The 20083-nt window shown below is 69.1% G+C and carries 25 protein-coding genes; 21 read left to right on the top strand and 4 right to left on the bottom strand.

The window, feature by feature from the left end; all coding sequences use genetic code 11:
* The 14 genes from rpsH to R2910_03660 all read left to right on the top strand — a co-directional run bounded on the left by rpsH (position 1) and on the right by R2910_03660 (position 10028).
* Entirely contained in the window at positions 1 to 396 is a 396-nt protein-coding gene (rpsH, locus tag R2910_03725; GenBank protein ID MEZ4412078.1) for a 30S ribosomal protein S8, read from the top strand.
* 8 nt (positions 397 to 404) lie between these two features.
* A complete protein-coding gene (gene rplF, locus R2910_03720) occupies positions 405 to 944 on the top strand; it encodes a 50S ribosomal protein L6 (GenBank protein ID MEZ4412077.1) in 540 nt (179 codons plus the stop codon).
* Between the two features lie 2 nt (positions 945 to 946).
* Complete coding sequence (gene rplR / locus R2910_03715; GenBank protein MEZ4412076.1) at positions 947 to 1318, top strand: 50S ribosomal protein L18; 372 nt, start codon at positions 947 to 949, stop codon at positions 1316 to 1318.
* Position 1319: 1 nt separating this feature from the next.
* Entirely contained in the window at positions 1320 to 1955 is a 636-nt protein-coding gene (gene rpsE, locus R2910_03710) for a 30S ribosomal protein S5 (protein ID MEZ4412075.1), read from the top strand.
* A gap of 3 nt (positions 1956 to 1958) precedes the next feature.
* Complete coding sequence (gene rpmD / locus R2910_03705; protein MEZ4412074.1) at positions 1959 to 2219, top strand: 50S ribosomal protein L30; 261 nt, start codon at positions 1959 to 1961, stop codon at positions 2217 to 2219.
* Complete coding sequence (gene rplO / locus R2910_03700) at positions 2219 to 2692, top strand: 50S ribosomal protein L15 (protein ID MEZ4412073.1); 474 nt, start codon at positions 2219 to 2221, stop codon at positions 2690 to 2692. Before rpmD ends, rplO begins: the two co-directional genes overlap by 1 nt.
* The gene (gene secY, locus R2910_03695) at positions 2693 to 4006 is read left to right on the top strand and encodes a preprotein translocase subunit SecY (GenBank protein ID MEZ4412072.1); all 1314 of its coding nucleotides are present in this window, start codon (positions 2693 to 2695) and stop codon (positions 4004 to 4006) included.
* Between the two features lie 87 nt (positions 4007 to 4093).
* Positions 4094 to 4666, top strand: a complete 573-nt coding sequence (locus R2910_03690; GenBank protein MEZ4412071.1) for an adenylate kinase — start codon at positions 4094 to 4096, stop codon at positions 4664 to 4666.
* Entirely contained in the window at positions 4663 to 5451 is a 789-nt protein-coding gene (gene map / locus R2910_03685) for a type I methionyl aminopeptidase (protein ID MEZ4412070.1), read from the top strand. Before R2910_03690 ends, map begins: the two co-directional genes overlap by 4 nt.
* Positions 5452 to 5504: 53 nt before the next feature.
* Positions 5505 to 6452, top strand: a complete 948-nt coding sequence (gene trpS, locus R2910_03680; GenBank protein MEZ4412069.1) for a tryptophan--tRNA ligase — start codon at positions 5505 to 5507, stop codon at positions 6450 to 6452.
* Between the two features lie 58 nt (positions 6453 to 6510).
* Positions 6511 to 7581: a PilT/PilU family type 4a pilus ATPase gene (locus R2910_03675; protein ID MEZ4412068.1), complete on the top strand. Its 1071-nt coding sequence runs from the start codon at positions 6511 to 6513 to the stop codon at positions 7579 to 7581.
* 2 nt (positions 7582 to 7583) lie between these two features.
* Positions 7584 to 8357 (top strand): hypothetical protein, encoded by a 774-nt coding sequence (locus tag R2910_03670; GenBank protein ID MEZ4412067.1) that lies wholly within the window; start codon positions 7584 to 7586, stop codon positions 8355 to 8357.
* Positions 8358 to 8394: 37 nt separating this feature from the next.
* Positions 8395 to 8541 (top strand): hypothetical protein, encoded by a 147-nt coding sequence (locus tag R2910_03665; GenBank protein MEZ4412066.1) that lies wholly within the window; start codon positions 8395 to 8397, stop codon positions 8539 to 8541.
* A gap of 287 nt (positions 8542 to 8828) precedes the next feature.
* Positions 8829 to 10028 carry an adenylosuccinate synthase gene (locus R2910_03660; GenBank protein ID MEZ4412065.1) on the top strand — a complete coding sequence of 400 codons (1200 nt, stop codon included), beginning with the start codon at positions 8829 to 8831 and terminating at the stop codon, positions 10026 to 10028.
* A gap of 3 nt (positions 10029 to 10031) precedes the next feature.
* On the opposite strand, the gene R2910_03655 is transcribed toward R2910_03660, so the two are convergent.
* From R2910_03655 to R2910_03640, 4 genes are read right to left on the bottom strand one after another with little or no spacing between them, the layout of a single operon-like run.
* A complete protein-coding gene (locus R2910_03655; GenBank protein ID MEZ4412064.1) occupies positions 10032 to 10955 on the bottom strand; it encodes a prepilin-type N-terminal cleavage/methylation domain-containing protein in 924 nt (307 codons plus the stop codon).
* Between the two features lie 5 nt (positions 10956 to 10960).
* Entirely contained in the window at positions 10961 to 11332 is a 372-nt protein-coding gene (locus tag R2910_03650) for a prepilin-type N-terminal cleavage/methylation domain-containing protein (protein ID MEZ4412063.1), read from the bottom strand.
* Positions 11329 to 11889 (bottom strand): GspH/FimT family pseudopilin, encoded by a 561-nt coding sequence (locus tag R2910_03645; protein MEZ4412062.1) that lies wholly within the window; start codon positions 11887 to 11889, stop codon positions 11329 to 11331. The genes R2910_03650 and R2910_03645 overlap by 4 nt, the downstream gene beginning before the upstream one ends.
* 10 nt (positions 11890 to 11899) lie before the next feature.
* Positions 11900 to 13711: a hypothetical protein gene (locus R2910_03640; protein ID MEZ4412061.1), complete on the bottom strand. Its 1812-nt coding sequence runs from the start codon at positions 13709 to 13711 to the stop codon at positions 11900 to 11902.
* Positions 13712 to 14001: 290 nt separating this feature from the next.
* On the opposite strand from R2910_03640, the gene R2910_03635 reads away from it, so the two are divergent.
* Genes R2910_03635 through R2910_03605 form a run of 7 tightly spaced genes read left to right on the top strand, consistent with a single transcriptional unit; the run spans position 14002 to position 19963 of the window.
* On the top strand, positions 14002 to 15333 hold the full coding sequence (locus R2910_03635) for a glycine--tRNA ligase (GenBank protein MEZ4412060.1): 1332 nt from the start codon (positions 14002 to 14004) through the stop codon (positions 15331 to 15333).
* A gap of 23 nt (positions 15334 to 15356) precedes the next feature.
* The gene (locus R2910_03630; GenBank protein MEZ4412059.1) at positions 15357 to 16625 is read left to right on the top strand and encodes a cystathionine gamma-synthase family protein; all 1269 of its coding nucleotides are present in this window, start codon (positions 15357 to 15359) and stop codon (positions 16623 to 16625) included.
* Positions 16626 to 16654: 29 nt separating this feature from the next.
* Entirely contained in the window at positions 16655 to 17356 is a 702-nt protein-coding gene (locus R2910_03625; protein MEZ4412058.1) for a metallopeptidase family protein, read from the top strand.
* Positions 17357 to 17391: 35 nt separating this feature from the next.
* The gene (locus R2910_03620; GenBank protein MEZ4412057.1) at positions 17392 to 18501 is read left to right on the top strand and encodes a cytochrome D1 domain-containing protein; all 1110 of its coding nucleotides are present in this window, start codon (positions 17392 to 17394) and stop codon (positions 18499 to 18501) included.
* A 7-nt stretch (positions 18502 to 18508) separates the two neighbouring features.
* Entirely contained in the window at positions 18509 to 18781 is a 273-nt protein-coding gene (locus R2910_03615; GenBank protein MEZ4412056.1) for a hypothetical protein, read from the top strand.
* Positions 18778 to 19041: a hypothetical protein gene (locus tag R2910_03610; protein ID MEZ4412055.1), complete on the top strand. Its 264-nt coding sequence runs from the start codon at positions 18778 to 18780 to the stop codon at positions 19039 to 19041. The genes R2910_03615 and R2910_03610 overlap by 4 nt, the downstream gene beginning before the upstream one ends.
* A gap of 25 nt (positions 19042 to 19066) precedes the next feature.
* Positions 19067 to 19963, top strand: coding sequence for a histone deacetylase (locus R2910_03605; GenBank protein ID MEZ4412054.1), 897 nt, complete (start codon positions 19067 to 19069; stop codon positions 19961 to 19963).
* The last annotated feature ends 120 nt before the right edge of the window (positions 19964 to 20083 follow it).

Below are 20083 nucleotides of genomic sequence, written 5' to 3'. Positions count from 1 at the left end.
ATGAGCATGACAGATCCCGTCGCGGATATGCTGACTCGCATCCGGAACGCCTGCTCCGCGGGCCACCGGCGAGTCGATGTGCCGACGTCCAAGCTCAAGGTCGAGCTGGCGCGTCTGCTTCTCGAGAATCACTACATCGCCGAGTGCAAGGTGCTCGAGGATGGCGGTCGCGGCGTGCTGCGGCTCTACCTCAAGTACCACAACGAGCTGCCGGTCATCCGGGAGCTGCGGCGCGTCTCGACCCCGGGGCTCCGGCAGTACGTGAAGTGCCGCGACCTCCCGCGGGTCAAGAACGGCCTCGGCATGGCCATCGTCTCGACGCCCAAGGGCCTCATGACGGACCGGCAGGCGCGCACCGCCAACCTCGGCGGCGAGCTCCTCGCCGTCGTCTGGTAGGAGGCGCCATGTCACGTATCGGCAAGCGCCCGGTGCCCGTGCCCTCCGGCGTCACCGTGGCCCTCAAGGGCAACCATATCGCGGTCAAGGGGCCCAAGGGCGAGCTGTCCCGGGACCTCCCCCGCGACATGATCGTGGCCCAGGCGGACGGGCACGTCACCGTCGAGCGGCCCAGCGACGAGAAGCGGCACAAGGCGCTGCACGGCCTGACCCGCACGCTCGTGGCCAACATGGTCGAGGGCGTCACCGCCGGGTACCAGAAGGTCCTGGAACTCCAGGGCGTCGGGTACAAGGCGGAGATGAAGCCCTACGGCATCAATCTCATCGTCGGCCTGTCCCACCAGGTGGCCTTCAAGGCGCCGGAGGGGATCAAGATCACGGTCGAAAACAACACGCTGGTGCGGATCCAGGGCGCGAGCAAGGAACTCGTCGGGCAGGTCGCCGCCGAGATCCGGTCCGTCCGGCCGCCCGAGCCCTACAAGGGCAAGGGCATCCGTTACCAGGGCGAGCAGGTCCGGCGCAAGGCCGGCAAGACAGGAGCGAAGTAGGCATGCGCGCGATTCACGCACCCAAGACGCGCCGGGAACAGCGCTACCGCCGCCACCTCCGCGTCCGGCAGAAGGTCGCCGGCACGCTGGAGCGTCCGCGGCTGGTGGTCTTCCGGTCGCTCAAGCACATCTCCGCCCAGCTGGTCAACGACGACCTCGGCGTGACGATTCTCGGCGTGACGGACAACAGCGAGGGGATCGCGGTCGAGGGCACGGGCAAGGTGGCCCGCGCCAAGGCCGTCGGGAAGCTCATTGCGGAGAAGGCAAAGGCCGCGGGCATCACCTCGGTGGTGTTCGACCGGGCAGGTTACCGATACCATGGCCGCGTGCAAGCGGTCGCCGACGGCGCGCGCGCCGGCGGACTGGAGTTCTAGCATGGCTGACGAACAGGCAGCAGTCCCCGGCACCACCACCGAGGCGCCCGCCGAGCAGGCGGCGCAGCCGCAGCGGCGGGGCCGCGGCGGGCGCAACGACCGCGACCGGGGTCCCCGGCGCGACCGCGACCGGGACCGGAGCAGCGATCACGTCGAGAACGTGGTGGCGATCAACCGCGTGGCCAAGGTCGTCAAGGGCGGCCGGCGCTTCTCGTTCAACGCGCTCGTGGCCGTCGGCGACGGCAAGGGCAAGGTGGGCGTCGCGACCGGCAAGGCCAACGAGGTCTCCGAGGCGGTCCGCAAGGCGGTGGACGCCGCCAAGCGGAACATGATCGAGGTGCCCCGCACGGGCGCCACGATCCCGCACGAAATCATCGGCGAGCACGGCGCCGGACGGGTGCTGCTCAAGCCGGCCTCCGCCGGTACCGGTGTCATCGCGGGCGGCCCGATCCGGATGGTGCTGGCCTGCGCCGGGATCACCGACATTCTGACCAAGAGCCTCGGCTCCCCGAATCCCCATAACATGGTCGGCGCCACGATGGACGCCCTCTCCCGGCTCGTGTCGGTGCGCCAGGTGGCGCGTGAGCGGGGCATCGAAGTCAGCGACATCGGCTACAAGCCGCGCCAGGAGGGCTGAGCCATGGGACGCAATCCCGTCGTCGGACGGCAGGGACCCAAGCACCACGCCGCGACGATTCCAGACGAAAAGACGGCGAAGCGCATCGCGGTCAAGCAGATCCGTTCCGGCATCGGCCACGCCGATACCATGCGGCGGACGCTGGCCTCGCTCGGGCTTCGGCATCACCAGCAGACCGTCGAGCTCGAGAACTCGGCTTCGGTCCGCGGGATGCTCTTCAAGGTGCGGCACCTCGTTGAGGTGACGCCGGCGCAGGAGGCGTGATGGCGAAGGCGAAGGCGAAGGAAGTGGCGACCCCGTCGGTCACCCTGTCGAACCTGAAGCCGGCGGCCGGCTCCACCCAGTCGCGCAAGCGGATTGGGCGCGGGCCCGGCTCCGGGATTGGCAAGACCTCGGGCAAGGGCCACAAGGGGCACAAGGCCCGCACCGGCGGCTCGACCAACCCGGGCTTCGAGGGCGGCCAGATGCCGATGTACCGGCGGCTGCCGAAGCGCGGCTTCACGAATCCGTTCAAGGTGACCGCGGTGCCGATCAACCTGGCCCGCCTCGCGGCGGTGGCGGGCGGAGACGTCACCCCCGAGACGCTGACGGAGGCCGGGCTGATCAAGAACGCGGAGCAGGTGGTCAAGATCCTCGGCACCGGCGAGGCCGCTCGGGCCTACGCCGTCCGTGGCATTCCGGTGTCTGCCGCGGCTCGCGCCAAGATCGAGGCGGCCGGCGGCAGCGTTGAGGCGTAAGTGACTGCTCCCAACACTCCGACCTTCTCGTTTGATCCGGAGCTGAAGCGGAAGCTCCTGTTCACCCTGTTGGCCCTGGTGATCTACCGGATCGGCGCGCACATCGCCGCCCCGGGGGTCAACGTCCAGGCCCTCTCAGACTTCATCCGGAACTCGGCCGCCGCCGGGTTCTTCGGCTTGTACGACATGCTGGGCGGCGGATTGTCGCGCGCGACGGTCTTCGCCCTCGGCATCATGCCGTACATCTCCGCCTCGATCATCTTCCAGCTGGTCGGCGGCGTCGTCCCGACCATCGCGAAGATGCAGAAGGAGGAGGAAGGCCGGAAGACGATCACGCAGTGGACCCGGTACGCCACGGTGTTCATCTCCTTCGCCCAGGCCTACACCTTTACGCTCTTCACCGAGTCGATTCCGGGGGCGGTGGCCAACCCGAACTTCGTCTCGCGCATGGTGATGGTGGTGACGCTCACCACCGGCGCCATCTTCGTGATGTGGCTCGGCGAACAGATCACCGAGCGGGGCATCGGCAACGGGATGAGCCTCCTCATCACCTTTTCGATACTCGAGCGGCTCTGGCCGGGCATGCTGCAGCTCGTGTCGCTCATCAAGGGCAGCGTGGTGTCGCCGATCGGCGCCGTCTTCTACCTGGCCGCGCTCATCGCCATCGTGGCGGCGACGGCGGCCATGACGATCGCGGCGCGCCGGATTCCGATCCAGATTCCCCGCAAGGTCATGGGCCGCGGACGGATTCGCGAGGGCCAGAAGACGTTCATCCCGATCCGGCTCCTGACCGCGAGCGTGATGCCGATCATCTTCGCCCAGACGATCATCATCGTCCCGGGCACGCTGGCGAGCTTTACCAAGAGCCCGCTGCTGCGCGACGTGGCGGGGTTCTTCAACCCCGGCAGCCTGCCGTACGCCATCATCTTTGCGCTCATGACGCTCCTGTTCAGCTACTTCTACACCTCCATCATCTTCAACTCGGTGGACGTGGCGGAAAACCTGAAGAAGCAGGGCGGATTCATCCCCGGCGTGAAGCCGGGCGCCAGCACCGCCGACTACATCGACGACGTGCTGGTGCGGATCACCCTGCCCGGCGCGATCTTCCTCGCCGCGGTGGCGCTCATCCCGATCTTCCTCAGCGCCAAGATCGGCGTCCAGCAGCAGTTCGGCGGCACCTCGGTGCTGATCGTGGTCGGCGTGCTGCTCGACACCCTGTCGCAGATCGAACAGCATCGCCAGCTCCGCAAGTACGACGGCTTCATGAAGTCGGGACGCGTCAAGTTCCGGGGGCGCCAGCAGCGCTTCATCTAGGACGCGACACCAGGTCGAGATGCTCGGACGAGGACTGGGGACAAAGAGTCCTCGGTCCTCAGTCCTTTTTTGGAAGGGAGCGGGGAGATGGACATCCTCCTGATGGGGCCCCCCGGGGCGGGCAAGGGCACGCAGGGCGCCCTGCTGGCCGAGGCGACGGGGCTGCCGACCTTCGCGACCGGCAACCTCCTCCGCGACGCGGTGAGCCGCGGCACTCCGCTGGGCCTGCAGGCCAAGGCGGTCATGGAGGCGGGGAAGCTGGTCAGCGACGACATCATCCTGGGTGTCATCCGGGACGAGCTCGACCACCCTGCGGCAACCAACGGCGTCATCTTCGATGGCGTGGTCCGGACGATTCCGCAAGCCGAGGGGATGGAACGGCTCCTGGGCGACCGGGGCCGGAAGCTCAACGCCGTCCTCTTCTTCGATGTGCCCGACGCGGAAATTCTCGGGCGGATCGAGCGCCGGCGCGGCATCGAGGGACGGGCCGACGACGACCCGAAGGCGGTGGCGATGCGCCTGCAGAGTTACCGCGAGCAGACCGCACCGGTGCTGGCCTGGTACGAGCAGCGCGGCAACCTGGTCCGGATTCCTGCCGTCGGTCCGGTGGACGACATCGCGACCCGGGTGCGCCGCGCGCTGGCGGAGCAGGGGACGTGATAACCCTGAAGTCGCCCCGCGAAGTCGAGACGATGGCCCACGCGGGCGCCATCGTCCATGCCGTGCTCGACCTCCTTCGCCGGGAGACCCGCCCCGGCATGTCCACCGAGGACCTCGACCGGATGGCCGAGGCGTTCATCCGCAGCCACGACGGCGCGACGCCGTCGTTCAAGGGGCTCTACGGCTTCCCGAAGACGCTCTGCACCTCCATCAACCAGGAAATCGTCCACGGCATTCCCTCGAAGAAGCGGGTGCTGCGCGAGGGGAACATCGTCAGCGTCGACGTCGGCGTCCATTTCGACGGCCTCCACGCCGATTCCGCCACCACCATCGGCGTGGGAGAGATTTCCCCCGACACCGAGCGCCTCCTGGCCGTGACGCAGGAGAGCCTGGTGGCCGGCATCGCCGCGGCGCGGATCGGCAACCACATCGGCGACATCGGACACGCGGTGCAGACGGTGGCGGAAGGGGCGGGGTACGGCGTGGTGCGCGAACTGGTGGGCCACGGGATCGGCTCGCAATTCCACGAAGAACCGCAGGTGCCGAACTACGGCAACCCGAAGCGCGGGCCCCGGCTGCTCGAAGGGATGACCATCGCCATCGAGCCGATGATCACGATGGGTTCCCCGGTCACCAAGACGCTGTCGGACAAGTGGACGGTGGTGACCGCCGACGGCAGCCTCTCCGCCCATTTCGAGCATACGGTGGCGATCACGGCCCACGGCCCGCGGATCCTCACGCAGGCGGCGCCGGAGGGTGCAGGGGTCGCAGAGCAGGAGCACTAAGTCATTCCCCGATATTCACTTGCCGCACTGATGCGGGGTTAGTACCTTACCGCATGCCCCGCATATTTTCCGGCATTCAACCCTCCGGCGACCTGCACATCGGGAACTGGCTGGGCGCCGTCCAGAACTGGGTGGCCCTCCAGGGGCGCCACGAGTGCTTCTTTTCCATCGTCGACCTCCACGCCATCACCGGGCAGCACGACGCCGCGACGCTGGAGCGGCGCACCCTCGACATGGCCATCGGGCTGCTGGCGGCCGGGATCGACCCGGCGCGGGCCACCCTCTTCGTGCAGTCGCACGTGCCGGAACACGCCGAGTTGATGTGGCTCCTGAATTCCGTCACCCCCCTCGGCGAGCTCGAGCGGATGACGCAGTTCAAGGACAAATCGCAGAAGATGGAGAGCGTTCCCGCCGGGATCTTCAACTACCCGATCCTGATGGCCGCCGACATCCTGCTGTATCGCGCCGACCAGGTGCCGGTGGGCGACGACCAGCTGCAGCACCTGGAGCTGGCGCGGGTCATCGCGCGGCGCTGGAACGCCAGCTACGGTGGCGGCACGGACTACCTCCTGGAGCCCACGTCGCTCCTGACGCCCGCGCGCCGCATCCTGGGGCTCGACGGGCAGGCCAAGATGTCCAAGAGCCTCGGCAACACGATCGGGCTGCTCGACACCCCCGAGGAGATCTGGCAGAAGCTCCGGCCGGCGGTGACCGACCCGGCCCGTGTCACGAAGAAGGACCGGGCAACTCGACATCTGCAACATCTACACGCTGCACAAGCACTTCTCCCCGCCCGAGACGGTGGTGGAGGTGGCCCGCAAGTGCCGCGGCGCCGAATGGGGCTGCCTCGACTGCAAGCGGGTGCTCGCGGAGCACATGTCGGCCGCGCTCGCCCCCATCCGGGAGCGCGCCGCGGCGTTGCGCGCCGACGAGGGTGCCGTGCGCGCGCTGCTGGCCGACGGCGCGGCGCGCGCCCGGGCCGTGGCCCGGGAGACGCTTGACGAGGTGAAGTCCCGAATGGGCTTCCTGCCCCCCATCCACCCGAGCGCCTGAGGTTCCATGGAGAAGATCATCAAGGCGGCGGTCGAGCGCGGGGCGTCCGACCTGCACATCAAGGCGGGCGACGTGTTCCGGGCCCGGATCAACGGGCGCCTGGTGCCGCTCACCAAGCAGCGGCTCACGCCGGACCAGACCCGGGCCATCGCCCACAAGCTGATCCCGAGCGAGGAGGACCGCGCGCACCTCGAACGGCTGCGCGACTTCGACTGCTCGTGGGGGATGCCGGGGGTCGGCCGCTTCCGGGTCAACGTGCTGCGGCAGCGCTCGTCGTTCATGATCGTGATGCGCGTCATCCCCTTCGCGGTGCCCTCCATCGAGTCGCTGGGACTTCCGGAGGTGGTGTCGACCCTGGCCGACCTGGAGCGGGGCCTGGTGCTGGTGACCGGCGTCAGCGGCAGCGGCAAGACGAGCACGGTGGCCGCCATCATCGAGCACATCAACCGCACGAAGCAGAAGCACGTGGTGACCATCGAGAACCCGATCGAGTTCCTCCACCGCGACATCAACTGCTCGGTGACCCAGCGCGAGGTCGGGGTGGACACCGCGAGCATGGCCATCGGGCTCCGCGCCGCGCTCCGCCAGGATCCCGACGTGATCCTGATCGGGGAGATGCGCGACCCGGAGACGGCGGATATCGCCGTCAAGGCGGCCGAAACGGGGCACCTGGTGATTTCGGCGATGCCGACGCCCGACGTCCCGACCACGGTCGAGCGGATGGTGGCGATGTTCCAGCCCGACGAGCGCGACATCGGCCGCGTGCGCCTGTCCGAGGCGCTCAAGGGCATCATCTCGCAGCAGCTGCTGCCCAAGACCGACGAGGAAGGGCGGGTGGCGGCGATCGAGATCCTGGTGGGGACGCCGCAGGTGCGCGCCTGCATCAAGGACCCCGCGAAGTGGGGCGACCTCCGCAAGCTGATGGCGGAGGGCCGCGACCAGCACGGGATGCAGACCTTCGAGCAGCACCTGGCCGACCTGGTCAAGGAGGGACTCATCACGGAGGAGACGGCGCAGGCGGCGGCGCGGGGCGAGGCCGAGCCGCCCAGCCGGGACCGCCGGAAGAAGGCGCGCTGAGCGTGGCGCGCGCGCGCGAACTCATCGCCCTGGTCCTCGATGCCCCGCGCGAGGCGGGCACGCCGGCGGCGGCGCACGCGCGGCGCCTGGTGGCCGATCATCTCCGCGCGCTCGGATACAGGGTCGAGGAACAGCCGTTCTCCTTCTTCCCGTCCAGCCTCAACGCCCTCCCGATGTTCGGCGCCGGCCTCGGCTGGCTCACCCTGCTGCAGATCCCGCTCGTCACCGTGCCCGGCGCCCCCCCGTGGGCGGCGCTTGGCGCGTGGCTGGCCGGTCTCGGGGCGCTCGCCATGCTGGTGCGCGGCACGGCGCTGGGCTGGTCCTCGCTCGGCGGCGGGGTGCGCGAGGACGCCAACCTCATCGCCACCCGCGGGACCGCGCCGGTGCGGCGGTGGATCGTGGCGCATCTCGACACCAAGGCCCAGGGCCAGTCGATGGCCGGGCGGGTGGTGGCCGTGGTGGTGGCGGCGCTCGCCATCGCCACCCTCACCGTCCTGGCGGTGCTCCGGATCCGGGGGCCGCTGGGGGGCGACACGGTGGCCTACGCCGCCGTGCTGACGCTCAGCGCCTGCGGGCTCGCGGCGCGGGGCGCGCTGCGCGGGACGTCGCCAGGGCGCCCGGGACAATGGCACCGGGCTCCTGGCGGCCCTGGTGGCCGCGGAGGCCGCCCCGCCCGAGGGTCGGCATCCTGGTCACCGGCGCGGAGGAGTTCGGGCTGGTGGGCGCGCGGATCTTCGCCCGGGAATACGGTCCGCAGCTGGTCGGCGTGGAGGTGATCAACCTCGACACCATCGACGACCAGGGAAGCTGTACGTGGTCTCGCACAGCGCGGCGGGGGCGCTGGTCTGCCTCGGTGGCGGGGGCGCTCGCGGGCGCGGCCCGGTGGTCCGGGAGCGGCGGCAGCCGCTCTGGGCGTACGTGGACAGCCGGCCGCTCTCGCAGACGGGGCCGAGGCGCTGACGGTGTCGCGCCTGGACTGGGGCACGCTCCGGCGGATGCACACGCCGCGCGACACCCCCGGCCGGCATGGCGTTCCAGACGGCCGAGGCGGTCGGCCGGCTCGTGGCCGGACCGATTTGACCCCGGGGCCGTCGCCCGCTAGCTTTTCCCTGAGGATACACGGGCCCCGCGAGGGGCCCTTTTCGTTGGCCTGAGCCCGTGCGAGGACCCATGTTCGATCCGAAGACGCACTGCGTCGTCGTGGTAGGCGCCCAGTGGGGTGACGAAGGGAAGGGAAGCTGGTCGACGTGCTGTCCGAGCGCGCCGACTGCGTGGTGCGCTACCAGGGGGGCGCCAACGCGGGCCACACGGTGGTCATCGGGGAGGAGCAGTTCATCCTCCAGCAGATTCCCTCCGGCATCCTGCATGCGGGCGCCCGCTGCCTCATCGGCAACGGCGTGGTGCTCGACCCGGAGACCCTCTTCAAGGAGCTCGACGGACTGACCGGGCGGGGCGTGGACACCACCGGCCGCCTCTTCATTTCGGAGCGGGCGCACCTGGTGCTGCCCTATCACAAGCTGCTCGACGCCGCGAGCGAGAAGTCGCAGAAGATCGGGACCACGGGACGCGGCATCGGCCCGACCTACGAGGACAAGTACGGGCGGCGGGGCGTGCGGGTGGTCGACCTGCGGGACGGGGCGGGGCTCCGGGCGCTGCTCGCGGAGCGGCTGGACCGGGCCAACCGGCTCCTGGCGATGATGGGGGCGGCCCCGGCGTCGCTCGACGAGCACGTGGCGCTCCTGGAGCGCCTGGCGCCCCGCCTGCTGCCCCTGGCGACCGACACCGGGCTCCTGGTGCACCGGGCGCTGCGGTCGGGCCAGCGGGTGCTCCTGGAGGGGGCCCAGGGGGCGCTGCTCGACGTCGACCACGGCACCTACCCGTATGTGACGAGCTCCAACACGACGGCGGGCGGGGCCTCGGTCGGCTCGGGGATCGGCCCGACCGCGATCGACGGCGTGCTGGGGGTGGTGAAGGCGTACACGACGCGGGTGGGGAACGGGCCGCTGCCCACGGAGGCGCAGGGGGAGGGCGGGGAGGCGCTGCAGCGGATCGGGGGCGAGTTCGGGGCGGTCACCGGGCGCCCCCGGCGCTGCGGGTGGTTCGACGCCAACGTGGTGCGGTACTCGGTGCGGGTCAACGGCCTGACGGGCCTGGCGGTCACCAAGCTCGACGTCCTCGACAGCTTCAGCGAGATCCCGGTGGGGACGGAGTACCGGATCGACGGGGAACGGAGCGAGGAGCTGCCGGCGGAGGTGGAGCGGTTGGAGCGGGTGGAGCCGGTGTACGAGGTGCTGCCCGGCTGGAAGAAGTCCACCGAGGGCGCCCGGCGGATGGCGGACCTGCCGCCGCAGGCGCGGGCCTACCTGGACCGGCTGCAGGACCTCGCCGGCGCCCCCATCCGCTACGTGAGCGTGGGGACGCGGCGGGACCAGATCATCGAAGTGTAGGACTCAGCTGATTCGATTCTTCTCGTAGCGCAGGTTGCGGGGCGCGAACCACCAGCCGTAGGCGCGGGTCACGGGCTGCCCGTTGTTGACGCGGCGATCCACGGGGTCGCCCTGCATCCAGGCGTTGACCCGGATGGCCAGGATGTCGTCCCAGTCGTTGTCGCCGTTGCTGTCGGTCGGATTGGCGGTGGTCGCCTCGGTGCCGTCGCTGAACACCAGCCGGACCCGGATGCTGTCCACGCCGGTCGCGATCAGCTCCCCCTTGGGTGTCCCGTTCGGGTTCAGTTCCTGCGCCCGCATCAGGGCGCCGTTCTCCACCCAATACGACACGAACTTCAGCTTCGTCACCGCCACGCCGTTGTTCGGCAGCGTGAGGTTGCGGGCGTACGCGCCCTCGTGCTGGAGGAGGACGGTGTCCGGGCGGAAGGTCACCGAGGCCACGCCGCTCCCGATGCTCACGTTGGTCACCTCGATGAGGCGCCGCTCGTTGTTGGCCTGCAGGAGCGCCAGGTCGTTGGCGGCCAGGTCGAACCGGACGGTGTCCACGTCCACGCAATAGGTGCCGCAGCTGCCGGTGGCGGCGGCCAGCGGGGCGCCCCCGTACTGGAAGGTGTGCGGCGCCGCCACGGTGTCGTTCACGTAGGGGACGCTCAGGATCACGATCGTGTCGTTCCGGACGGTGAGCGAGCCGAAGCGCACGCTGGAGGCGATGCCGACGCCGGTCTCGGAGAGGTCGCGGTTCAGCGCCTCGTTGATGAAGCGGGCGTTCCGCTCCAGCCCCTCGCGGGTGCGTCCGCCGGCGATGCCCTTCCAGGTGGACGCGACGACGGAGGTGGCGGCCGCGAGCACGACCAGGCCGACGATCATCGCGATCATCAGCTCGACGAGGGTAAAGCCGGCCCGGCCGGCGGGGAGACGCACGCGCATGGCGATCACCGGTAGATGAGAGTGATGATTTGGACGGGCTGCTGGCCCCGCGGATAGGTCACGCTGCAGATGGCCTGGTAGAGGCCGTCGCCCAGGTCCGAGACCGTCAGGGAGCGGCTGTAGTGCCCGCCCGCGCTCGCGGTGCCCGTCTCGTCCACGGCCGTTGCCCCTTCCGAGGCCGGCTGGGTGGTCCGGCTCCGGACCTCCTCGACGTAGTTGCGGGCGATGCCGAGCGCCACGTCCCGGCTGGCGCTGGTGGCCTGGGCGCGGACCAGCATCGCCTGGGACCGCCCGAGCGCGATGATCCCGATGCTCAGGATGACCACGGCCATGATGACCGAGATGAGGGTGAATCCCCCTTCGTTCTTCCGCTTCATCGCCAATACCCTCCCTCAGAAGTCCAGAGCCGGACGCCGCCGGCGCCGGACACCGTCACGGCGGCCACGGCGCCGGTGTCGGCCGCGAATTGCAGGTAGACGACGCCGCGGGTGCCGAACGGGGTGGACAGCCCCCGGCCGTCGAAGTTGATCTGCGAGGCGGGGAGGGTGATCGCCCCCGCGCCCGCGAAGTTGGTGATGTCCACCTGGCCCGCCCGACCGAACGACGCGCCGGTCGGCAGCACGCGGGTGCCGAAGGCGTGGAGCGAATCCCGCTCGGCGGCGGTTTCCCCGATGACGTTGTCCCGGTCGAAGTCGAGGTAGCCGGTATACGACCTGGTGCTCGGGTCGAAGACCACCCGCACGGTGGCCCGCTTGGCCATCGCGGTCGACCGCGCCACCTCGAGGTCCGCCGCGAGCTGGGTGGCCGCCTGCCGGGCCTTGGTCTTGTCCGAGACCCGGAACCGGGGCACCGCGATCATCATCGCCAGGCCCATGACGACGATCACGATGACCATCTCGATGAGCGTGAAGCCCGCTCGGTCGTTGGGTGCCATGCGTGCCATCCTAGAACACCGGCCGGAAGGAGGTCTGAATCACGCTGCCCACCACCGGGGTGCCCGGGGGAAGGTTGCGCGGGTCGCGGAACCGGAGGTCGAAGGCCCAGTCACGGTCCGGGGCGTCGTAGTAGCTCTTCCACGCCCAGCGCCGCCGGGCGGCATACTGGCTCTCGAAGAGGGACACCAGGGAGCCGCGGTAGAACACGGTCCGGGAGCCGCCGAAGCTCTCGAGGAATCGCGGGAAGTTTTCGAGCCCGCCGCCGTAGCTCCCGCCGCTCGTCGCCGGGGGTGGCGTCGGCACGGTGCAGCCCGTCCGCTGCCAGTCGCACGGCGTGGCCGAGTGACCCGCGGCCACGGCGGCATAGATCGTGGTCAGGCCGGCCGCGGTGGTCTTCGCGGTGCTGGTGTAGTCGGAGCCGCCGCCGGCGGCGGTGTTGCCGGCCGGGACCGTGTGCGTCGCGTCCGTCCAGTTGCTGGACAGGATGGTCAGCGCATCGGCGATGAACGACGCCGGCTGCCACCCGATGCTGTTGAAGTTGCCCCAGAGATAGAGCGGACGGTCGGTGGAGACCGTGATGGGGGCCCGGAGCGTGGCCCCGTTGGTGACGCGCACCGCGGGGTAGTCGCGGTTGGCGTTCGTGGCGCTCGCGTTGATGAAGGTGACGTAGATGATGCTGTAGTCACGCGCGGAATTGGCGGCCGCCCAGGTCTGCAGGGCGCCGACGTCGATCTGGAAGACGTCCACGCCGATGTTCTCGCGGTTGTCCCAGTACGCCTGGCTCTTGCCGTAGAACATGGCGCAGCTGGCGCCGGTGGGCAGGGGCGAGCCGATGATGGTCAGGCCGGCGCAGGTGTTGACGTTGTTCAGCTGGGCCAGGTCCACCGTGATGTGCGCCGTGGCCTTCCAGGCGAACTTGACGGCGCGGGTGTCGGCGTCGTCGGCGCCGCTGCGGGGCCGGATCAGCTCGATCGGCGGCATCCCGGTGGGAAGCGGCAGGCGGAGGGGCTGTACCCCGCTCACGCCGGTCATGACCCGGCCGTTGAAGAGGCTGTTGCTGGCCGTCACGAACGACTGGCCGGGGTTGCTCCGGCTGTCGAAGTTGAGCGTCCGGGGGGTGCCCGAGGCGTCGTTGATATAGGTGTGGCTGTCGCGGTCGTTCTCGTTCTTCCGCTGCCAGAAGATGCTGTCCGGCGTGGTGATCAGGTCCATGAAGTGCTGCGACGAGCCGGAGTTCAGGTACAGGTTGGAGTTGGTGTGCACCCAGCCGGCAAAGTCCAGGTTGGGACCGTTGTGGATCTCGAGGTCGCCGTCGTAGAACACGCCGAACTGGAAGAGCGGGATCGACTGCGCGTTGGCCGTGACCACGACCTGGGCCCGGTTGTTGGCCGGGTCGGTGGCGGTGATGCCGATGTCGATCTGCTGGTTGAGGCCGATCAGCCCGCTGAAGGGGCCGTAGGTGATGGTCCGCGGGACCGGCGACCCGATCTGGGTGACGGTCGGCGCGGCAAAGGTGAAGCCCGAGAGCGTCGGCAGGGTGATGGAGGCGAGGTCCGCCGAGCTCAGGATGCCGTCCGTCATCTTCGCCGCCAGCTGCGAGATGACGGCGTCGGCCCCCGCCTCGGCGGCGTAGGACACCCGCGTTCCGCGGTAGTCCACGCTGCCGGAGCGCTGCACCATCACGTAGCTCGCCACGGAGGCGCCCACGAGGACGGAGATGAGGACCAGCACGATCAGCGTGGCCTCCAGCGCGAAACCGCGCCGGTCGGCCATCAGGGTCGTGAGCCGGCTCGCTGCCGGGGAGGTCGGTTCGGGGCGCATCTCGGACTCCTGCTTCGGGTCGGTGGATCGGGTTCCTGGCCACACGGGTGGCCTGACTGGGGAGCTGAGGAAGCAATTCAGGTGCCGGGCAGGGGCAGATTCCTAAGCCATTGCCATGTAGGAAGATAGGTGATTTCCTGCCACGCCCTTTCATGCAGGGAACAGCCGATCGTGCCGTGCATTGCGTGCAAAGTCTTGCAGAGAACCCGTTGCTTGTCGCTCCCTCCGGGCCCGTCTATTATCCCGCGTATCCAGACTCCTCCTTCACCCCCCTCCCTGCGAGCCGGCAGATGGCCGACACCACCCTCATGGACAAGCTCGTGTCGCTCTGCAAGCGGCGCGGATTCGTCTTCCAGTCTTCCGAGATCTACGGCGGCCTCGGCTCGGTGTGGGACTACGGCCCCCTCGGCGTGGCGCTCAAGAAGAACATCAAGGACCGGTGGTGGCACGCCATGGTCCAGGCCCGCGACGATATCGAGGGCCTCGACGCCGCCATCCTGATGCACCCCAAGGTGTGGGAGGCCTCCGGCCACGTCTCCGGGTTCACCGACCCGCTGGTCGACTGCAAGACCTGCAAGGCGCGGTTCCGGGCCGACAAGCTCGACGACGCCCCGTGCCCCCAGAAGCCGAGCAAGAAGGCGGGGCAGCACACCACCTGCGAGCTCACCGAACCCCGGCTCTTCAACCTGATGTTCAAGACCTTCATGGGCCCGGTGGAGGAGTCGGCCGCCGTGATCTACCTCCGTCCCGAGACCGCCCAGGGGATCTACGTCAACTACCTGAACGTCCTGCAGGGGTCGCGCCAGAAGGTGCCCTTCGGCATCGCGCAGATCGGCAAGGCGTTCCGCAACGAGATCACGCCGGGGAACTTCATCTTCCGGACCCGCGAGTTCGAGCAGATGGAGATGCAGTTCTTCGTGAAGCCGGGCGACGACACCGAGTGGTTCGAGCGGTGGCGCGAGATCCGGATGGCCTGGCATCACGCCCTTGGCCTCAATCCGGCCAAGCTGCGCTGGCACGAGCATGGCGAGGGGGAACTGGCGCACTACGCCAAGGAGGCGTACGACATCGAGTATGAATTTCCCTTCGGCTGGAACGAGATCGAGGGGATTCACAACCGCACCGACTTCGACCTCCAGCGGCACCAGGCGGCCTCCGGGAAGAAGCTCGACTACTTCGACCAGGCAAACAACGAGCGGTTCGTGCCGTACATCGTCGAGACCTCGGCCGGGGCCGACCGTGTCACCCTGACGACGCTGGTCGACGCCTACCGCGAGGAACAGGTCGAGGGCGACACCCGGGTGGTGCTCGGCTTCCATCCGTCCATCGCGCCCATCAAGGTCGGCATCTTTCCGCTGGTCAAGAAGGACGGGATGCCGGAGTTTGCCACCCGGCTCTATCACGACCTCAAGCCGCACGTCCCCGCGTTCTACGACGACAGCGGCGCGGTCGGCCGCCGGTACCGCCGGATGGACGAGGCGGGCACGCCATTCTGCGTCACCGTGGACGGGCAGACGCTTGAGGACGGCACCGTGACCGTGCGGCACCGTGATTCGATGACGCAGGACCGGGTGGCGGCGGATACGCTCAAGGGGTGGCTCAAGGAGCGGACTGAAGGCTGAAGACCGACAACAAGGGCGGATCAATGAGCAAGCATCGCGAGATCGGCGGGAAGCCGTTGCGACCCGAGAGCCTGATGATGAGCTACGGGTACGATCCGCGGCTCAGCGAGGGGGCGGTGAAGTGCCCGATCTTCCAGACCTCCACCTTCGCCTTTGAGTCGGCCGAGGCGGGCAAGGCCTTCTTCGAGGTGGCGTACGGCCTCCGGGAGCAGCGGAGCGGGGAGGAGATGGGGCTGATCTACAGTCGGCTCAACAATCCCGACCTGGAAATTCTGGAGGGCCGCCTCGCGCTCTGGGACGACGCCGAGTCGTGCGCCGTCTTCGAGAGCGGAATGGCCGCAATCACGACCTCGCTGCTGGCCTACCTGACACCGGGTGACGTGCTGATCCACAGCGAGCCGCTCTACGGCGGCTGCGACCACTTCGTGAAGCACTACCTGCCGCGGCTCGGCGTCATTCCCGTGGGCTTCCAGGCGGGGATTCCGATGGCGGACCTCGCCGCCGAGGTGACGGCCAAGGTCGCCGGGCGCCCGGTGGCCGCCGCACTCCTCGAGACGCCCGCCAATCCCACCAACGCGCTCGTGGACATCCAGGCCATCTCGGACCTGGTGCACAGCCTTGCGGCCCCTGGCCGCCCCGCCGTGGTGATGGTGGACAACACCTTCCTCGGCCCGCTCTGGCAGCATCCCCTCCAGCACGGCGCCGACCTGGTCCTCTACTCCGCCACGAAGTTCATCGGGGGCCACAGCGACGTGATTGCCGGCGCCGCCTCCGGCTCCGCCGAGGTGATGCTGCCGATCCGCACCCTCCGCACCTTCATGGGCACCATGGCGGGCCCGTGGACCGGCTGGCTCCTTCTCCGGAGCCTCGAGACGCTCAAGATGCGGATGACGGCGGCGATGAAGAACGCGCGGTACGTGGCGGACTTCCTCGCCGAGCATCCGAAGGTGGACGAGGTCCACTACCTCGGGCATCTCGCCGAAGGATCTCCCATGTTCGACGTCTACCAGCGGCAGTGTGTGGCACCGGGGTCGATGATCTCGTTCGACGTGCACGGAGGAGAGGCCGGCGCGTTCCGCTTCCTCAACGCCCTGACCATGGTCAAGCTGGCCGTCAGCCTCGGCGGCACGGAGTCACTGGCCCAGCATCCCGGCTCCATGACCCACGCCGACATCCCGCCCGAGGACCAGGTCCGCATGGGCATCACCGCCGGGATGGTGCGGCTGTCGGTGGGGGTGGAGCATTACGAGGATCTCATTGCGGACCTTGCGCAGGCGTTGGACGCGGCGTAGGCAGGGCGGCGGCGGGGCAGGGAGGCAGCATGAATCTCGCCGATTTTCGGAGGTTGGTCACGAAGCTCAGCGCCGAGGTGCCGGCCGAGTTTCTTGACGGGATCTCCGAGATCACCGTCTCCCCCCGCGCCGTGCCGCATCCCACCCGCGGCGAGATCTTCACCCTCGGGCACTGCATCCCCTTCCATGCCGGCGAGACCGGCGCCGTCGACGAGATCCAGAGCCGGGTGGTGCTCTACTACGGCTCGTTCCTCGCCCTCGCGGAGCTGGACCCCGGCTTCGACTGGCGTGGGGAGGCATGGGAGACGCTTACCCACGAGTTGCGGCATCATCTCGAGTGGCGCGCCCGCGAGGGGGCGCTGGAAGCGTTCGACGAGGCCGCCGAGGAGAATTTCGCGCGGGGCGAGGGCGAGGCGTTTGATCCCCTCTTCTTCCTCGACGGCGAAGCGATTGCCGACGACATCTACCAGGTGGACGACGACTACTTCCTCGACCACATCGTTCGTCGGCTCCCCGCGGCGCTCGAATTCGGGTGGCATGGCCGTCGCTATCGGGCGATGGCGCCCGCCGAGGCAACCCTCCCGGCCTTCCTCACGGTTGAGGGCATCGCCGACCCGCCTCCCGGTGATTTGGTCCTGGTGTTCCGGCGGCCCAGCGGGCTCCTGAATTTCCTGAAGCAGGCAGCGCCCTTCCGGGGGACGGTGTCGGCGGAACCGGCGGGGAGCGGTTAACTTTGGGGTCGGTACTCACGCGTCGGAGGGATGCAATGCGGGGCTCGCTCTTGCTGGGACTCTTGCTGGTCGCGACGCCACTCGCCGCCCAGTCGTACCGGGTCGGGGTGGTCAGCGAGTCGGGGGACATCGTCACCTGGCTCCGGCCGGAGGGCGCCACGCTGGTGGTGGACCACGTGGTGCCGGTGGGCGTCATGCCCGCGGACATCGACGGCCCGCACAACATCACCGTCTCCCCCGACCAGCGCTGGTACTATGTGTCGATTGCGCACGGCACCCCGTACGGGACGCTGTGGCGGTTCGACGCCAGCAACGACACCGTGGCCGGCCGGGCGCAACTTGAATACTTCCCCACCACCATCTCGGTCACGCCTGACGGCGACTTCGCCTTCGTGGCCAACTCCGACTTTCATGGCGACCACCCCCGGGTCAATTCGGTCTCGGCGGTCTATACGCCGGACATGATGACGATCACCGACATCGCCGCCTGCGACATGCCGCACGGCGTGAAGGTCAACCATGCCGGCACGGCGGTGTGGATTTCGTGCATGCACAGCGACGAAGTGCTCCAGATCGACCCCGCCACACTCGAAGTGGTCCGCCGGGCCAAGACCGGCTCCGGCATGGCCATGCCAGCGGCAGCCGCGGGCCACGCGGGAATGAACCACGCCGCACCGGCCAGTGCGCCCGCCGCCGCGCCGCCGGTGGACAACGAGTGCGCGCCGACCTTCGTCAGCCTCTCCTCCGACGACCGGACGCTGTACGTCGCCTGCAATCACAAGGGGACGCTGCAGGTATGGGACACCGATGCGCTGACGATGCGCCAGGAAGTGCCCGTCGGCGCGGGCGCCTACAACGTGGAGCCGTCGCCGGACGGGCGGTACGTGGTGGTGACCAACAAGAAGGCGCAGAGCGCGAGCGTCGTCGACGCGAAGACGCTCAAGGAGGTGGCGCGGATCCCCACCACCAAGAAGATCGTGCACGGCGTGGCGTTCAGCCCGGACAGCCGCTACGCCTACGTGACCCAGGAGTCCATCGGCGCCGACCCCGGCGCGGTGGACGTGATCGACCTGACCACGCTCACCAAGGTGAGCACCACCCCGTTGCCGGCGCAGCCCACCGGCATCACCATCCTCAAGCGCTGAGCGGACCATGGTGCACGAGACGACGACCACGCTGTCCGGCCCGGAGGTGATCGGGCTTGCCAAGACGTTCTTCACCCAGCGGATGCCGCAATCGGCGGCCTTTCCCGAGGAAGAGGGTCCCGCGTTCCTGACCCTGCGGGGGCAGGGGGGCGAGGAGATCGCCCTGGCGGTCTTTGCCGCCGACGGTGCCACGCGGGTGCGCGCCTCGACTCTCTTCTTCGATCAGGCGGTGGGGCGCTTCCTCTCCACGCTGCCGACGCCGGTGGTGGTGACGACATGAGCGCGGACGCGATGCTGGTGCGGGTCACGGTCCAGGACGCATGGGATACCGTGGAGCTCCAGATGCCGGGCACCGCCTCGGTGGCCGAACTCAAGCTCCGGGCGCTCGTCATGACGCATGTCACGAAGGACCCGAACGGCTACGAGGTGAAGTTCCGCGGCGCCTCGCTGCACGACGAGACGGCGTCCCTCGACCAGGCGAAGGTGGTCGACAACGCGGCGCTGATCGTGCTGCCGACGCGCCGCCGTCCGGTCAAGTAGCCTCCTCTCCCCTTCGGCGGGTGTCATGGCCGTCGCCGTCTACAGCCATCCCGGCTGTGTGCTCCACGATCCGGGGCCTGGGCATCCCGAGGCCCCGCGGCGAATGGAAGCCGTGCTCGATGCGCTGGCGGCGGTGCCCGCGGCAGAACTGATCACGGCGCTCCCGGCCGACCCCGACGTCATCCTCACCGTCCATACCCAGGCTCACCTCGCATTGCTGACCGCCGCCCACGCCGCCGGCGGCCGGCCTCTCGACCCCGACACCGTGATGAGTGCCCACAGTTGGGACGCCATACTCGGTGCCCTCGGCGCGGTGCTGGCCGCCGTCGAGCGGGGGAATGCCAGGGCAAGCCACGCCTTCGCGGCGGTGCGTCCACCGGGCCACCACGCCTTTGCCGACCGGGTGATGGGGTTCTGCTTCGTCAACAATGCGGTGATCGCGGCGCGTCGGTTCCAGGCGCTGGGCCGGCGGCGGGTGCTGATCGTGGATTGGGATGTGCACCATGGAAACGGCACGCAGGCGCTCGTGGAGCACGACGCCGAGGTGCGGTTCGTGTCGCTCCACCAGTCGCCATGGTGGCCCTATACCGGGTCCGCATCAGAGCGCGGGGTGGGCAACATTTTCAATGTGCCGAGGCCGCCGGGGCTGGAGCCGGAGCAGTACGTGCGGGATCTCTGGCTGGCCATCGAGGTGGCCACGCGGGACTGGATGCCGGACGCGGTGATCGTCTCGGCGGGGTTCGACGCGATGGCAGGGGACCCGCTGGGCGGGTTCACGCTGGAGCCGAGGCACTACCGGATTCTCACGGAGCGGCTGCGGGAGCGGATGCCCGACACCCCGATCGTGGGGACACTTGAGGGCGGGTATGTGCCAGGACGGCTGGCCAAGGGAGTCGCGGCCCACGTGGCGGCGTTGGCCTAGTTCCGCCCTCTGGGATATTTACGAGGGAGGGTCGGAGAACTGCCGGAGGGTCGGAAGAAAAACTTGGTGGGTGCGGCCGCACCCCCGCTCGCAGTTTCTCCGACGATCCATAACCTCCGA

This window comes from Gemmatimonadales bacterium, assembly GCA_041390145.1.
Classification (GTDB): domain Bacteria; phylum Gemmatimonadota; class Gemmatimonadetes; order Gemmatimonadales; family GWC2-71-9; genus SPDF01.
The sequence above is the reverse complement of the archived record's forward strand: the minus strand, read 5'-3'. Positions and strand labels throughout refer to the sequence as shown.